The organism is Streptomyces sp. NPDC101152 (assembly GCF_044768275.1).
Lineage (GTDB): Bacteria > Actinomycetota > Actinomycetes > Streptomycetales > Streptomycetaceae > Streptomyces.
Genome location: NZ_JBIWPO010000030.1, coordinates 85127 through 99291 on the forward strand (window position 1 = coordinate 85127; position 14165 = coordinate 99291).

The following is a 14165-nucleotide window of genomic DNA, read 5'->3' on the forward strand; positions in this document are numbered from 1 at the left end:
GGGGATGGCCGTCGGGGTTGGGGTTTAAGCCGAGCCGGGGGACGCGGCCCCCCCCGGGGGGGTGGGGGCGCCGCCGCTACACCGTGGGCCCCGGCGGCCCCACGTCCACGCCCGTGAGGGTGGCCGTCATCCGGAGACGGCCTTCGCCCAGCCCTGCGCGATGACCGTCTTGGCCTTGCTCTGCTGGGCCTCGGACGGGAAGGAGGGCGCGCCGGAGACCTTCGGCAGCTTGGCGGCGGCCGCCTTGTCGAGGGTGCCGGCCTTCTCCATGGCCGCCGTCAGGGCCGGCCGGGCGTAGCCGGCGAGCCACAGGTTCTGGCCCTCGGCGCTGTAGAGGTACTCCTGCCACAGCCGGGCGGCCGCCGGGTGCGGGGCGTCCTTGTTGACGGCCTGGGAGTAGTACTGGGCGTACTGGCCGTCGGAGGGGATGGCGACCTTCCAGTCGACGCCCTTCGACTTGAACTCGTCGGCGTACCCGGCGTTGAGGTAGTCCCAGTCGATACTGATCGGTGTCTCGCCCTTCTCGACGGTCGCCGGAGTCGACTCCACGGGCGTGTAGTTGCCGTTCTTCTTCAGCTTGGCGAAGAAGTCCAGGCCGGGCTGGATGTCGTCGAAGGAGCCGCCGCTCGCGAGCGCGGCCGCGTACACGCCGCCGAAGGCCGAGCCCGACTTGGTGGGGTTGCCGTTGAGCGCCACCTGGCCCTTGTACTGCGGCTTGAGGAGGTCCGCGAACGTGGTCGGGCAGGTCTTGACGCGCTTGGCGTCGCAGCCGATGGAGATGTAGCCGCCGTAGTCGTTGTACCAGCGGGCCTGCGGGTCCTTCTGCCCGGCGGGGATGTCGGCGTACGAGGCCACCTTGTACGGCGCGAGAAGCCCCTGCTGGGCCGCGCTGAGCGCGAAGGACGAGCCGAGGTCGAGGACGTCGGGTGCCCGGTTCTGGCCCTTCCTGGAGGTGACCGCGTTGATCTCGTCCTGGCTGGAGCCGTCCGGGTTCTCCACCTGGACCTTGATGCCGTACTTCTTCTGGAAGCCGTCGATCAGGGCGCCGTAGTTGGCCCAGTCGCGGGGCAGCGCGATGGCGTGCAGCGTGCCCTCCTTCTTGGCCGCCTTCACCAGGGCGTCCAGGCCGCCGAAGTCGGCGGCCGAGGTGGCGGTGGCGGCGTTCTTGCCGTTGGCGGTCGTCGACGCGTTGTCGGGAGCGGCGCCGCAGGCGCTCAGGGCGAGCGCGGCTACGACGGCGAGGGAGCCGGCCAGGGCGGCCGTTCTCGGCTGGGACACGGTGACTCCAGGAAGGGGAGGCGCGGGGGACGCAGAAGACCTAAGTCCGCCCATGAAGAACGTGGACGAATAACTTGTCTGAACAAGTTGGCCTCAGTAAGGCGCCCGATGGTGTCGTCGCCGTAAACAGTGGCGAAACCCTGGCCGCTGTTTCCCTGCACAATCCCGGGTGAGCGCGATCGCGGTCGGGTCTCGATTACGCTGATCACGCTGTGCACACCAGCCGACTCGGAGGGAAGCGATGCCGGCGCGACACGAGGAGATCGCCGACGAACTGCGGCGGGCGATCGACCGCGAGGAGTACGCGGTGGGCGGCAGGCTGCCCGCCGAGACGGAGCTCGCGGCGCACTACGGCGTATCGCGGGGCACCGTGCGCCAGGCGGTCGCCGCGCTGACCGCCGAGGGAATCATCGGCTCCCGTCAGGGCGCCCGCCGGGTCGTGCTGGCCAGCCGCCGCAGCCAGAGCTTCGCCGAACTGCGCAGCTTCGCCCAGTGGGCCCAGGCCATGGGCCGCGAGGCCACCGGCCATGTCGTCGCCCAGGAGTACCGGCCCGCCACCGCACAGGACGCCGCCCGCCTCCATCTGCACGAAGGGGCACCGGTGTTGCACGTCCTGCGGGTGCGCGGCCTGGACGGCGAACCGGTCCTGGTGGAGCGCACGGTCTACGCCGACTGGATATCGCCCGCCGTCGAGACCATCGACGCCGACGCCCCGTCCGTGACCCAGCTGCTGTACGAGAGCACCGGTCTGGTCTTCGCCTACGGCGAGCACGTCATCGACGCGGTCGCGGCGGGCGCCCAGGACGCCGAACTGCTCGGCATCCGCCGCACCAGCCCCCTCCTGCGGGTGCGCCGCGTCACCACGACCCGCGAGGGCCGCCCGGTGGAGTGGTCCGAGGACCGCTACCGCTCGGACGCGGTGAGTTTCAGCGTGCACAACTCGATCGACAACAACGCGCTGGCCCGCAAGACTGCCGACTGAGCGGACAAGCAGGCGCATAGGGTGTGCTGATGGAACGGATCCTGGTGGTGGGGGTCACCGGCGCGGGCAAGTCCACCCTGGCCCGGGCCCTGAGCGGGCGTCTGGATCTGCCGTACCGGGACATGGACGCCCTGTACTACACCGGTCGCGAGTGGGCCGTGAACGACGACCTGGTCGCGACCGTGTCCCGGTTGGCCGACGAACCCCGCTGGATCGTGGACTCCCTCGGCTACCCCGAGGTCCGTGACCTTCTGTGGGACCGGGCCGACACGGTGGTCTGGCTGGACTACCCGCGCCACGTCGTCATGCCGCGCGTCCTGCGCCGCTCCGTGCGGCGCACGGTGACCCGGGAGGTCCTCTTCGGCGGCAACCGCGAAACCTGGTCGGACTGGCTGAGCCGTCATCACCCGGCCTGGTGGGCGTGGACCCAGCACACCTCACGCGGCCGGGAGATCGCCCACCGCGCCGCCGACCCCCGTTTCGCGCCGCTGTCCACCGTCAGGCTGCGCCACCCGCGCGACACGGCCGCCTGGTTGGCGGCCCTGTAGACGCCTCACCGCGCGGCGGGACGCGCCGGCAGGTCCGCGGCATGCCGCCGTACGACATCGGATCGCGCCAGTGCAGGCCCTGCAACAGGTGCTGTTCGGCCAGGACTTCGGCGAGGTCCGTCTCCCGGACCCCCTGCGGCTCCGGCACCGTCGGCACCTCGGGGACCCGTGCGTCGACCCGGCCGAGCACCACGGCCCCGCCCAGGGTGCCGCGGGCGATCACCGTGGGTACGAGGTGGCGCCGGACCACGTGACCGCCCGGCCGCCTGAGCGCTTACCCGCGCATCCTCCCCACCCGGGTGGAGGCGCGTACAGGGCTCACTGGTTCACTGTCCGTGCCCCTCGCCGGCCGCGTGCCTGGGCGCGTCGGGGAAGCGGGCAGCGGCGGCCGCAGCCGAACAAGGGATGTCGTAGCCGTGAGGCAGGATGGTGATGTGATGCGCGACGAGTCCGCACTGATCGTGCGGCATGCCCCACCGGGACCCGCGACCGCCGCCGTCCTGACCCTGCACGGCGGCCAGGAGGAGAGCCGCCGCACCGCGCGCCCCTGGCAGATGGCCGCGCTGCGGATGCACCCCGTGCTGCGGGCCGCGGAGGCGACGGCTCCCCAGGACGTCCTGCTGGGTCAGATCCGCTACCGGTACCGGGGCTGGAACGACGGCGACCCGGTGGACGACGCCCTGCGGGCACTGGACGAACTCGGGGAGCTGACGCGGGGCGCCCCGGTGGTCCTGGTGGGCCACTCGATGGGCGCCCGGGCGGCGTTGCGGGCCGCCGCCCACCCGACGGTGCGGGGCGTGCTGGGACTGGCACCCTGGTGCCCGCCCGGAGACCCCGTCGAGCAGCTCGGCGATGTGCGGACCGTGCTCCTGCACGGCGACCGCGACCGGGTGACGGTGTGCGCCGAGTCGGAGGACTACGTCCGCAGGGCCCGGGCGGCGGGCACGCCGGCGGGGCTGGTCGTGGTCAGGAACGGGGACCACGCGATGATCCGGCGCAGCGGCGACTGGCACCGGGCGACCGCCGAGACGGTCGCCCAGCTGCTGCGGCCGGATCCCGCCGCCCGGGGGCTGGCCGCCCAGGCCTGCGCGGCGGACGGCGCCGTCCAGCTGTAGTCGTGGGTCAGGACAGGCCGGACAGCTCACCGCAGTCGGAGGTGGCGGCCTTGCCGTCGAGCCGGTCGGTCAGCCACGCGATGGCGTCGCCCTGGTCGGTGAGCAGCGGGGTGAAGTGGTTGATCAGGGCGCTTCCCAGGTTGGGCAGGCCGACGGGCTTGTAGGTGACGTCGGCGCCCTTCGCGCACCAGTCGACGGCGAGTTGCCGCGCCTGCGCGTGCGGCACGAGGTTGTCGCTGGTGCCGGTGGCCACCCGTACCGGCGACGCCGGCTTGATGCGGCCGATGCGCTGCTGGTCGAGGAAGTCGGTCAGGGCGGGCTCCGACCCGATGATGTCGCTGATGGAGCGGCCGTCGGTGGTCCAACTGGTGCTGTGCTTACCGCCGTAGGCGAAGAGCGCGTCCCCCACGCACATGGTCGACAGGTCCTGGAGGGCGGCCTTGCCCGCCGCGTTGAGGTGGGCCTCGGCGATCGGCCTGAGGGCGGGATCGGACTGCAGGAAGCCGTTGACCGACCAGCCGAGCGCGCCGGCCAGTTCGCTGCCGTCGACGGCTTTGGTGACCTCGACCAGATCGGCAGGCGGGGCGCCCGCGTAGGTTCCGGCGAGGGTGATGTCGGGTGCGTAGGCCGGCTGCAGTTCGGCGGCCGCCGCGGTCGCCCCGCCGCCCTGGCTGTAGCCGAACAGGGCGACGCGGGAGGCGGTGGTGATCGACGTGCCGGGCAGCGAGCGGGCCGCGCGGACGGCGTCCAGCACGGCGTGGGCCTCGTCGATCCGGTTGACGTAGGTGTGCAGCCGGTCCGTCGTGCCCAGTCCGGCGTAGTCGGTGACGACGACGGCGATCCCCTCGGCCAGGAGCCGGTAGACGGCCAGATCCTCGTAACCGACGGTCACCGTCTGGCCGTTGGCCGTGAGGGGGTGCTCCAGGCCGAGGGAGGCGGCACACTGGTCGCCCTGTCCGAGCGTGCCGGGGGCGAGCGCGACCAGCGGGCGGGCGCCTCTGCCCGTCCAGGCGGCGGTGGGTTCGACGTAGGCGCCGGTGACCGCCATCGGCCGGCCGTTGGAGTCGGTCGACTTGTACATCAGGCGGGTGGCGGTGCCGGGCAGCGGTCCGCCGACCCCGGGCAGGCTGAGGGCGAGGGGCAGCGGTTCGCTGCGGACCAGGGTCCCGTCGGCGGCCGGCAGGGTGGCGGGCGGGTTGTAGAACTCCGGGATGGTGACGCCGCGGGAGACCACGGCGTCGGTCGGTGCCGCCGCGGTGGCGGGCAGGGCGGTGGCGCCGAGGCAGGTGGCGGTCGTGACGGCCAGGGCGAGCAGACGTGCGGGAACGGGCATGACGGACCTCCGGGAGTGGGGGGAGGCCGAGCCTCGATCTGCGGCTCGGGCGGCGGACGGCCCATGGGGAAGGGGCCGGTGTTACGAGGCAGCGGTCGTCCCACCGCGCCCCGCACCGCTCTTAGACGAAGTGTCAGGACCGTACCGACGTCGGTGTTACCGGCGGTAGCCCACGGAAGGTTACGTTTCAGTAATATGACGGGTCGCACTCCCCGGCGACAGCAGTTCGCTCAGCCGGGCGCCCTGCGCCCACCGGCGCAGCAGGGAACCGTCGAGCAGCCAGGTCCTGCCCTCCCGGCGTGCCCACCGGACGTCGCGCGGCCCGAACGACCCGCGGTGCACCACCAGTCTTAGAGGCGACTCGCCGTCGCCCCGGTGGGCGTGGGGATGCGGCAGGTCCTCGTCGGGAAGCGGCTCCGCGACCGGCCGGAAGGCCACGTCCAGCCGACGTCCGCTGCCGTCCTGGGCGCACAGCCGCGGCCGGTCCGCGGCGGGCAGCAGGCGCACCCGCCACCCGTCCCGGCGCAGCATCCGCGCCACCGCCAACGCGAGCCCCTGGGTGTCGAGTTCGAGAAGCTCGTCCGGCGTGTAGTACCCGAGGCGACGGCGGGCGACCGGACGCCGGCGCCGGACCGCGGTCGTGACGGCGACCGCCAGGAGGAGGACACCGGCCACCGGCACCCCGATGCCCGCCGTCCGATAGCCCAGCGCCAGCGCGGCGACCAGCGAGCACACCACCACGACCAGGCCTGTGAGCGCCGGCAGCACTTCCAAGAAGCGGGGCCCGTGGTCCGCCGCGGATCCCGCGGGGCGGACGGTCGGCGGCCGCGGTGGGCGACGCGATGCGAAGGGTTCCCGACGCCACCATCGGCCTGCCACGGTGCCAGCCCCCCAACGCCGCCTGCCTCGACCTCTGCAGGAATACCCAGCGCGCGAGGCCGCGCCCGGCCGGTGGAAGGGATCCGGCCATGTGCCACCTTCCGCCGTCATCCGCTGTCGGGACGGGAGGGCCCGGCGAGCAGCAGGGGCTCGACGGCCTCGTAACGCTCCCGTTCCCGCGCGCTCGCCCGTCTGCCGGACAGGGCGGTGCCGAGCAGGCCGCTCAGGAAGCCGACGGGTACCGAGACCAGGGCCGTGGTGGTGAACGGGAACCAGTTGAAGTGGGCGTCGGGAAAGGCCGATTGCGGTGTCCCGGAGACGAGGTCGGTGCCGGTCATCAGGACGAGTACGCTCACGGTGCCGCCGATGAGTGTGCACAGCAGCCCGGCGCGGGTGTAGCGCCGCCAGAAGAGGCTGTAGACCAGCGCGGGCGCGATGGCGGAGGCGCCCAGACAGAAGGAGAGGGTGGCCAGCGGCTGGAGACTGCGGTGCTGGGCGAGCACGGCCAGCACGATGACGGGGCCGCCCACCGCCAGTGCGGCCAGGCGGGCCAGCGTCGTCTCGCGCTGCGGCGTCGTCGGGCGACGGGCTGCGGCGACGTCGTGGGCCAAGGAGTTGGCGCAGGCCAGCGTCATGCTGGCCACGGAGGCCAGCAGCGTCAGGAAGATCGCCGTTGTCACCGTCGTGAACAACAGGCTCTCCGCGTGCGACAGGCGCATCCCGAACGCGGCCCGCGCCCCCAGCAGATAGGCGGTGTTGCCGCGCGGATCCGCCGCGGCGACCCCCGTGCGCCCGATCAGGGCCGTGGCGCCGACGGCGACGACGGTGATGACGGCCATGAACAGGGTGACCGCCGAGACCGCCCAGGACATCGCCCGGCGGACCTGGCGCGCGCTGCCGGCGGTGTACATCCGCATGGTGACGTGCGGCAGACAGGCACCGCCCAGCACGATGGCGCACTGGGTGCTCACCATGTCGAGACCGCGGTGCGGCCCGTTCGCGAACTGGAGCCCGTAGTGCAGGAACGCGTCGCCGGCGCCGCTGCGCCGTGCGGCAGTCTCGAACAGGGCGCGGGGACTCCAGCCGAAGGTGTGCAGGACGAGGACGGCGACGACCAGCCCGGAGGCGAGCAGCATCACCGTCTTCAGGATCTGGATCAGGGCGGTTCCCCGCATCCCCCCGATCGCCGCGTACGTGATCATGAGCGCTCCGGCCCCGACGACGCAGCCGGTGCGCATCGCGCTGTCGGAGAAGCCGAGGATGAACGCCAGCAACTGCCCCACCCCCGCGAGCTGCACCACCATCATCGGCACCAGCGAGGCGAGGGTGACCGCGCACGCGGTGACGCGCACCGCTCGGCCGGGCAGGCGCCGGCCGAGTGCGTCGCCCATGGTGAACCGGCCGGTGTGGTGCAGGGGTTCGGCCAGGAGCACCATCAGCAGCAACAGGGACAGCAGGGTGCTCAGGGCCAGCACGACACCGTCGTAGCCGCACAGCGCGATGACCCCGCCGATGGTGAGCACCGTCGCGGCGGAGATGTAGTCCCCGGCGATGGCCAGGCCGTTGCGCAGCGGCGACAGGGACCGGTAGCCGGTGTAGAACTCCTCGAGGTCGTCGCGGTCGGGACCGGTGAGCACGCACAGCAGCAGCGTCAGCGTGACCACCGTGCAGAACGCCACGAGCGACCAGGACTGCGCGGTGCCCTCGAGGTCGGTCACCGCCGCCACTCCCCGTCGACGGTGCCGTAGCTCTGCCGGCGCACCCGCCGGGCCAGCGGATCGACGTACCGGCGCGCGGTGAACTCGTACAGGATCACCGCCAGCCAGGTGACGGGGAGTTGGACCAGGGCGAGCAGGAGCCCGGTGGGCAGGCCGCCGGGCGCGGGCCGGGTCATGACCGACGGGAACTCGACGGTCAGGGTGAGGAAGACGGCGAAGTAGCCGAGTGCGGCGAAGGTCGCGACGCGTCGCTGACGGCGGCCGGCCCGGCGCAGCAGTCGCAGATCGCGGTGCGGGCCGGTCCAGGTGGTGCGCACCGGCAGCCGCCGGACCTCGGGCGAGGCGGGGGAGGGGAAGGCGTGCCGTCCGGGCCGGTGCGGCGCCGGGGGTAACTCGGAGCTGTCGGAGGACATCCCAGGATCTCCTGGCGGGTCGGGGGCCCCAAGAGTGCGGACCGCGGAAGGTGGGGGAGCGGTTCGGGATACCGCACGTTATGCGGGTGGCGGACCGTGCGCAGGACTTCCGCCGAACTCCCAGGTGAGGCCCCGTGACCGCGCTGACCTCGGCTGTTGAGGCTGTGGCAGGTGTGACGAGAGATCACTGCGGCACTCGGACCGGCGCCATGCGTCGAACAGCTTCGCGTGCGAGGGAGGTAGGGGCACCGCGGGCGGAATCGCGTACTCCGCGCCGCAATCGCCTGAATTCGTCGTGGTACGCCTCTGGCCGACCGGCTCTACTCACCGGTATACAAGGCCAGTTGAACGGGCGACGACCCATCAGGAGGCCTTCCATGAAGCGTGACTCGCATCCGGCCCGAGCGGCGTCAAGACGCCGGCGGGCCACCGCGGTGGGGGCGGCCGTCGGCAGTTGCGCCCTGGTCCTTGCGGCCGGGATACCCGCCTCGGCCCACGGCTCGCCCGGCGGACACCGGACGCGGTACGTAGCGCTCGGCGACTCCTACACCTCGGGACCCGTGATCCCCACCCAGGTGGACGCGAACTGCGCCCGTTCCGACCACAACTACCCCTCACTGGTGGCCGTGCAGCGCCCGGGAACGGTCCTGGACGACGTCAGCTGCGCGGGCGCGACGACCGAGGAGATGTGGAAGCCCCAGGGCACCAACGGGCCCCAACTCGACGCCGTGCAGCGTGACACGGACCTGGTGACCGTCCAGATCGGCGGCAACGACGTCGGGTTCGGTCCCATCATCGCCACCTGTGCCCAGCTCGCCTCCCAGGACCTCACGGGCAACCCCTGCCAGCGTCACTACACCGCCTCCGGCATCGACCAGTTGGCCTGGGCCGTGCTGGAGACGGCGCCGAAGGTCGCCCGGGTGCTGAGGGCGGTGCACGACCGGGCGCCGCACGCGCGCGTGGTGGTCGTCGGCTACCCCGACCTCCTGCCCGACGACGGCAGCGGCTGCTACCCCTCGGTGCCCTTCGCGGCCAAGGACTTCCCCTACCTGCGCGACACCGAGAAGCGGCTGAATCTGATGCTCCGCATCACGGCGGTCCTCAACCGCGCCGAGTACGTCGACACCTACCGGCCGACCCGCGGTCACGACATGTGCAAGGCGCCCGCCGACCGCTGGATCGAACCCCTGCGGCCCGCCTCCCCGGCCGCTCCCGCCCACCCCAACGCCAAGGGGGAGGCGGCCATGGCGGGTGCGGTGCTCGAACGCCTGGAGCGGGGGCGCGGACGCTGACGCAGCCGGCCGTCGGCGTGACGCGGCGAGTCGGGGGCATCCGGACTGCACACGGTACGACGCCCCCGACCCACCGAACGGACGGACATCATGCTGGCGATCCTCTCCGCGGTCCTGTTCTTCATCGCCTTCCTGGTCAACGCGGCCGACATCTCCACCAACCACACCTTCACCTCGACCAACCTGATGCTCCTCGGTCTCACGGCGCTGGCCCTGCACCTGGCCGGTATCGGCAGCGGATGGTCCTGGCGCAGACGCTGACGGGCCCGGTTGCTCCGCCCGGCGCAGCGTGACGTGCGGCGCGGTGCGACTGCGGGTCAGATGGCTCATGTGCAACGAGACAACTTCCGCAGGCGCGCCCGCTCGCGCATACGCCCGACCGCCACCACGGCCGGTCTCCTCCTGACCCTGTCCACCCTGTCCACCGTGTCCGCCCTGCCGGCCACCACGGCGTTCGCCGAGTCCATACCCATACCCGCGCGCGGCAGCGCCTACATGGGCATGGGCGTCCTCGCCCACGACGGCACCGGCCCCCGACGCGCTGCCGCCCCCGAGACCCGGGCCGCCCAGACCGAGGGCGTCGACGTCTCCAGCTACCAGCAGGACGCCTCGTGGCCCACCCTCTGGAGCAACGGCGTCAAATGGGCCTACGTCAAGGCCACGGAGGGGACGTCCTACCGCAACCCCTACTTCGCCGAGCAGTACGACGGCGGCTACGCCGTCGGCATGGTCCGTGGCGCCTACCATTTCGCCACCCCCGACACCAGCAGCGGCACCGCCCAGGCCGACTACTTCGTCGACAACGGCGGCGGCTGGTCCGGCGACGGCAGGACGCTGCCCGGTGCCCTCGACATCGAGTGGAACCCCTACGGCGACTCCTGCTACGGCAAGTCGAAGAGCGGCATGGTCTCCTGGATCCGGGACTTCGTGAACCGCTACAAGGCCCGCACCGGCCGCGCCGCCGTCATCTACACGGCCACCAGCTGGTGGAGCACCTGCACCGGCGACTCGTCCGCCTTCGGATCCACCAACCCCCTGTGGGTGGCCCGCTACGCCTCCTCGGCGGGCCCACTGCCCGCGGGCTGGTCGGCGTACACGATGTGGCAGTACACCTCCTCCGGCCAGACCGTCGGTGACCGCGACCGGTTCAACGGGCCCGCAGCCGACCTGCGGGACTTCGCTGCCGGCTGAGCCGCCGCGCGGGCGCGTTGTCGCGTCGACGGGGGATGCTGGACGCGTGGAAGCGACGGCACGACAACGCCCCGCCGGTCTGTTCGTCGGCCTGTGCACGCTGGACGTCATCCAGTTGGTGGAACACATGCCGGGCCCGGACGAGAAGCTGACGTCCCGCGACCAGTCCGTCGCCGCCGGAGGTCCGGCGACGAACGCGGCCGCGGCCTTCAGCCATCTGGGCGGTACGGCGAGACTACTCACCGCGATCGGCGGCCACCCGCTGTCTCTCGCGGTCACCGCCGATCTGCGGGACCTCGGCGTGGCGGTGTCCGACCTCGCGACGGACTCCGTCGAGCCGCCCGCTGTGTCCTCCGTCCTGGTGACGGCGTCCACCGGGGAGCGCGCCGTGGCCTCGGCCAACGCCACGCGCCACCGGCTGAGCCCGCCCGGTGACCTCGACACCCTGGTGGCAGCCTGTGACATCGTCGAGATCGACGGGCACCACCGGGACCTGGCCCTGGCCGCGGCGGGCACCGCCCGCGCCCTCGGCCGTCCCACCCTGCTGGACGGCGGCAGCTGGAAGGACGGCACCGAGGACCTGCTGCGGCTGGTCGACGTGGCCGTCTGCTCGGCCGACTTCCACCCGCCCGGCACGAGCACACCCGCGCAGACGCTTCGGTTCCTGCGGGAGCACGGGGTGAGCTGGGCGGCGGTCAGCGCAGGAGCCGAGCCCATCGAGTGGGCGGGCCCCGACGGCCTGGCCGGCCGGGTGGAGGTGCCCGCGGTCCGCGTCGCAGACACGCTGGGCGCCGGCGACGTCCTGCACGGCGCCCTCGCCCATCACCTCGCGGCGACGGGCGAGTTGACGTCCGAGAGCTTCGCGGAGGGTCTGCGTCGCGCGGCCAAGGTGGCCTCGCGGGCGTGTGCCTCCTTCGGCACCCGGGCCTGGATGCGCGGGCGATGACGCCGTATCGGCCGGAACGTGCTTGTCCTCGCGTCGAGCGGGAACGCGATGTCCATGAGCCCATCCAACAACGACACGAATCATTCCGCAGCGGCGCGCGGCGCGGCCGCCAAGGCCCGCCGCACCACGGCCAAGGCGACCGCTCCGGCCGCCAAGGCCGCGGACAAGGCCGCCGAGAAGACCGGTGACGTCACGTCAGCGGCGGCGGGCGCGGCCGAGCGCGCGGCCGGCACGACCACCGCGGTCGCGCACACCGCCGCCCGGCGCGTCGAAGCCGGCCGCCAGGCGGTCGTCGCGGCCTCGGGACAGGCCGCGGCGCTCGCCAGGACGGCGTGGACGGCGCTCGCCCACCGCAAGGCCCTCGCCGCGGGCCTGGGGGCGGGCCTGACCGCGCTGGGCGCGACGTCCTACGCGGCAGGCCGCCGCGCGGGCCGCCGTACGCTCGGCCCGATCACCCGTCTGACCGGCGGCAGGATCTGACACGAGGCCGGGCGCCGCTCAGCAGGCCCCCTCGTCCTGCCAGGGCCCCCAGTCCGAGGCGGCCGGCACCTCGTTCTGGGTCCACCACTTGGCCTTCCAGTTGTGCTTGCCGTAGGAGACCTCGTCCCCGGCGGTGTACACCGCGGCCGAGCTCCAGGCGGCCTTGCACCCGGTGGGTGGCGGCGGGGGCGTGGGGGGCGTGGAGGGGGGAGTGGCGCCCGCGAACCTCACCGAGTACTTCGCGAAGTCCCAGGGGTTCTGGGCCACACTGGAGCAGGTGCCGGACGTGCGGCCGCCGTTGTCGACCGGGCTGCACGCGCGGTCCCGGTTGAGCGACCAGAAGGTGAAGCGGCCCATGTTGTGGGCGGTCGCGTAGTCCAGCACGGTCTGGAAGTCGGCCTGGGTGAAGATCTCGCCGGAGTCGCTGCGCCCGTTCATGCCGGAGAAGCCCTCGTGGGCGTAGGCCGTCGCCTGGTCCCAGCCGAACGTCGACTGCAGGACGGCGTTGAAGTTGGTGAGGGCGCTGGTCTGCGCGGCCGAGGCGTTGAAGCCGCCGTCGAAGGGCATGATGGAGAAGTTGTCGGGTGTGAACCCCTGCGACTTCGCCTCCAGCAGCATCTGCTTGCCGAACCAGCCGGTTCCGTCGGCGGTACCGGCGGTGGTGACGGAGACGTACAGCCCGGGGTTGTTCTGCTGGAGCAGCTTGGCGGCGCCGATCTCGTTCCTGATCGCCGCGGTGTTCTCGTACTCGGGTTCCTCGAGGTCGAAGTCGATCGCGTGCAACCCGTACTTGGTGATCACCTGCTGGTACGCCGCTGCGGTCGCCGCCGCGTCGGAGCAGGTCTGGCCGAGCTTGGTACCGCCGTACCCGCCGACGGACACCGAGACGTCGCCGCCCCTGGCCCGGATGGTGTCGACGACCGACTGGACGGCGGTGTCCGAGGAGACCGGGGCGGTGCCGCCCCAGGTCGCGGAGCAGCCGCCGCCGTTGGGGGCGAGGACGAAGGCGAGCTGGAAGGCCTTGAGACCGGTGGCGTCCATGATGGCGGCCGGGTCCGGCGGGTCGTTGTCGAGCGGCATCAGGTAGGGGGCCGCCGCGTACCAGCGGTCGTCGAGCGCGGTGGTCGCGCCCGAGGCGTGGCCCGCGACCAGGGCGGTCGTGCCGGCGGCGGTGAGCGTGACGGCGGCCGCGGCGCCGAGACATGCGCGAAGGCGTTTCACGATGTGCCTCCTGTGAGGTGGGGGTGCCTCAGCTTCGTGTCGTCCCGCCACCACGTCCATACTCCGGTCTAGACCAAGCTGTCTTTTGGTCTAGACCATGCAATTCCTTTACTCTCTCAGGCTGCTGTGCGCCCACTCGGTCAACGGGTGTGGTGAAGGTGGCAGTTGAGGTGCGATAGGATGAACGCAGAGCGAGCGGCCGCAACTCACGCCACTCGCCCGTGCGTTGGTGGTCCAAGGAAAGACGCCCCGCTTCCTGCGGGGAAATGCAGGTGCAAGGCCTGCCCGGCGCTCTCATCGGCCCCGCCCGGAATCCCGGGCGGGGCCTGTTCGTTGCCGCGGTCATGGCGACCCGACGGCGGGGCACTCGTACGTTCATCGGGGCCTTCCTTCGTGGATACCCCCGGCTTCAGTCGGGGGAGGAAGCGAAGCTCCTGCGGAGCAGGGCAGGAGAACTCGGTTCGCCGTCAGGGCGGACCGGCGGCCACCGCACACGGGCCGACACCCAGCGCTCACACGGGAGCTGGATAGGGTGTGAGATATGGCGGAGCAGGTCAAGTGGGCGTTCAAGTACCGCTTCGTGCGCCACGAGGCGCTTGTTCGTCGCGCAGGGGTGCGAGACCCCTGCTACCGGGCTGTCGCAGCAGCCCGAGGAAAGTTGGGGGCAGCCTGACCCTCGGAACGGAGGGAAGGGCGGAGAGCAGCCCCGACAAAGCCGGGACACGGTGACACTGCCAGGCGCCGTGGGTCCGGCGAACGAGTCCAGCAG

Annotated in this window: 14 protein-coding genes; 8 read left to right on the forward strand and 6 right to left on the reverse strand. The window is 72.3% G+C overall.

The window, feature by feature from the left end:
* Window positions 1–126: 126 nt before the first annotated feature.
* A complete protein-coding gene (locus ACIRVK_RS30945) occupies window positions 127–1332 on the reverse strand; it encodes an ABC transporter substrate-binding protein (protein WP_404252848.1) in 1206 nt (401 codons plus the stop codon).
* 187 nt (window positions 1333–1519) lie between these two features.
* On the opposite strand from ACIRVK_RS30945, the gene ACIRVK_RS30950 reads away from it, so the two are divergent.
* The 3 genes from ACIRVK_RS30950 (at window position 1520) to ACIRVK_RS30960 (ending at window position 3923) form a co-directional block, all read left to right on the forward strand.
* Window positions 1520–2260 carry a GntR family transcriptional regulator gene (locus ACIRVK_RS30950; RefSeq protein ID WP_404252850.1) on the forward strand — a complete coding sequence of 247 codons (741 nt, stop codon included), beginning with the start codon at window positions 1520–1522 and terminating at the stop codon, window positions 2258–2260.
* A 29-nt stretch (window positions 2261–2289) separates the two neighbouring features.
* Window positions 2290–2808: an adenylate kinase gene (locus tag ACIRVK_RS30955; RefSeq protein ID WP_404252852.1), complete on the forward strand. Its 519-nt coding sequence runs from the start codon at window positions 2290–2292 to the stop codon at window positions 2806–2808.
* A gap of 437 nt (window positions 2809–3245) precedes the next feature.
* Entirely contained in the window at window positions 3246–3923 is a 678-nt protein-coding gene (locus tag ACIRVK_RS30960; RefSeq protein WP_404252854.1) for an alpha/beta fold hydrolase, read from the forward strand.
* A 7-nt stretch (window positions 3924–3930) separates the two neighbouring features.
* Here ACIRVK_RS30960 and ACIRVK_RS30965 read toward each other — a convergent pair whose 3' ends face one another.
* The 4 genes from ACIRVK_RS30965 to ACIRVK_RS30980 form a co-directional block, all read right to left on the reverse strand.
* Window positions 3931–5256: a lipase family protein gene (locus ACIRVK_RS30965; RefSeq protein WP_404252856.1), complete on the reverse strand. Its 1326-nt coding sequence runs from the start codon at window positions 5254–5256 to the stop codon at window positions 3931–3933.
* A gap of 180 nt (window positions 5257–5436) precedes the next feature.
* Window positions 5437–6024, reverse strand: a complete 588-nt coding sequence (locus ACIRVK_RS30970; protein ID WP_404252880.1) for a hypothetical protein — start codon at window positions 6022–6024, stop codon at window positions 5437–5439.
* A gap of 218 nt (window positions 6025–6242) precedes the next feature.
* Window positions 6243–7853: a cation acetate symporter gene (locus tag ACIRVK_RS30975; RefSeq protein WP_404252858.1), complete on the reverse strand. Its 1611-nt coding sequence runs from the start codon at window positions 7851–7853 to the stop codon at window positions 6243–6245.
* The gene (locus tag ACIRVK_RS30980; RefSeq protein WP_404252860.1) at window positions 7850–8266 is read right to left on the reverse strand and encodes a DUF485 domain-containing protein; all 417 of its coding nucleotides are present in this window, start codon (window positions 8264–8266) and stop codon (window positions 7850–7852) included. Before ACIRVK_RS30980 ends, ACIRVK_RS30975 begins: the two co-directional genes overlap by 4 nt.
* 377 nt (window positions 8267–8643) lie before the next feature.
* Between ACIRVK_RS30980 and ACIRVK_RS30985 the strand changes: the two genes are divergently transcribed.
* From ACIRVK_RS30985 to ACIRVK_RS31005, 5 genes are all read left to right on the forward strand, one after another.
* Complete coding sequence (locus ACIRVK_RS30985) at window positions 8644–9558, forward strand: SGNH/GDSL hydrolase family protein (RefSeq protein ID WP_404252862.1); 915 nt, start codon at window positions 8644–8646, stop codon at window positions 9556–9558.
* A gap of 90 nt (window positions 9559–9648) precedes the next feature.
* A complete protein-coding gene (locus ACIRVK_RS30990) occupies window positions 9649–9819 on the forward strand; it encodes a hypothetical protein (protein ID WP_404252864.1) in 171 nt (56 codons plus the stop codon).
* Between the two features lie 60 nt (window positions 9820–9879).
* Window positions 9880–10749: a lysozyme gene (locus ACIRVK_RS30995; protein ID WP_404252866.1), complete on the forward strand. Its 870-nt coding sequence runs from the start codon at window positions 9880–9882 to the stop codon at window positions 10747–10749.
* Between the two features lie 46 nt (window positions 10750–10795).
* Window positions 10796–11695 carry a PfkB family carbohydrate kinase gene (locus ACIRVK_RS31000; RefSeq protein WP_404252868.1) on the forward strand — a complete coding sequence of 300 codons (900 nt, stop codon included), beginning with the start codon at window positions 10796–10798 and terminating at the stop codon, window positions 11693–11695.
* Window positions 11696–11743: 48 nt separating this feature from the next.
* Window positions 11744–12175: a hypothetical protein gene (locus ACIRVK_RS31005; protein WP_404252870.1), complete on the forward strand. Its 432-nt coding sequence runs from the start codon at window positions 11744–11746 to the stop codon at window positions 12173–12175.
* 18 nt (window positions 12176–12193) lie between these two features.
* On the opposite strand, the gene ACIRVK_RS31010 is transcribed toward ACIRVK_RS31005, so the two are convergent.
* On the reverse strand, window positions 12194–13396 hold the full coding sequence (locus tag ACIRVK_RS31010; protein ID WP_404252872.1) for a chitinase: 1203 nt from the start codon (window positions 13394–13396) through the stop codon (window positions 12194–12196).
* Window positions 13397–14165 lie beyond the last annotated feature (769 nt).

Coding starts and splice junctions, on each gene's coding strand:
- ACIRVK_RS30945 (WP_404252848.1), bottom strand. CDS start 1,332: ATGGGCGGACTTAGGTCTTCTGCGTCCCCCGCGCCTCCCCTTCCTGGA.
- ACIRVK_RS30950 (WP_404252850.1), top strand. CDS start 1,520: ATGCCGGCGCGACACGAGGAGATCGCCGACGAACTGCGGCGGGCGATC.
- ACIRVK_RS30955 (WP_404252852.1), top strand. CDS start 2,290: ATGGAACGGATCCTGGTGGTGGGGGTCACCGGCGCGGGCAAGTCCACC.
- ACIRVK_RS30960 (WP_404252854.1), top strand. CDS start 3,246: ATGCGCGACGAGTCCGCACTGATCGTGCGGCATGCCCCACCGGGACCC.
- ACIRVK_RS30965 (WP_404252856.1), bottom strand. CDS start 5,256: ATGCCCGTTCCCGCACGTCTGCTCGCCCTGGCCGTCACGACCGCCACC.
- ACIRVK_RS30980 (WP_404252860.1), bottom strand. CDS start 8,266: ATGTCCTCCGACAGCTCCGAGTTACCCCCGGCGCCGCACCGGCCCGGA.
- ACIRVK_RS30985 (WP_404252862.1), top strand. CDS start 8,644: ATGAAGCGTGACTCGCATCCGGCCCGAGCGGCGTCAAGACGCCGGCGG.
- ACIRVK_RS30990 (WP_404252864.1), top strand. CDS start 9,649: ATGCTGGCGATCCTCTCCGCGGTCCTGTTCTTCATCGCCTTCCTGGTC.
- ACIRVK_RS30995 (WP_404252866.1), top strand. CDS start 9,880: ATGGCTCATGTGCAACGAGACAACTTCCGCAGGCGCGCCCGCTCGCGC.
- ACIRVK_RS31005 (WP_404252870.1), top strand. CDS start 11,744: ATGTCCATGAGCCCATCCAACAACGACACGAATCATTCCGCAGCGGCG.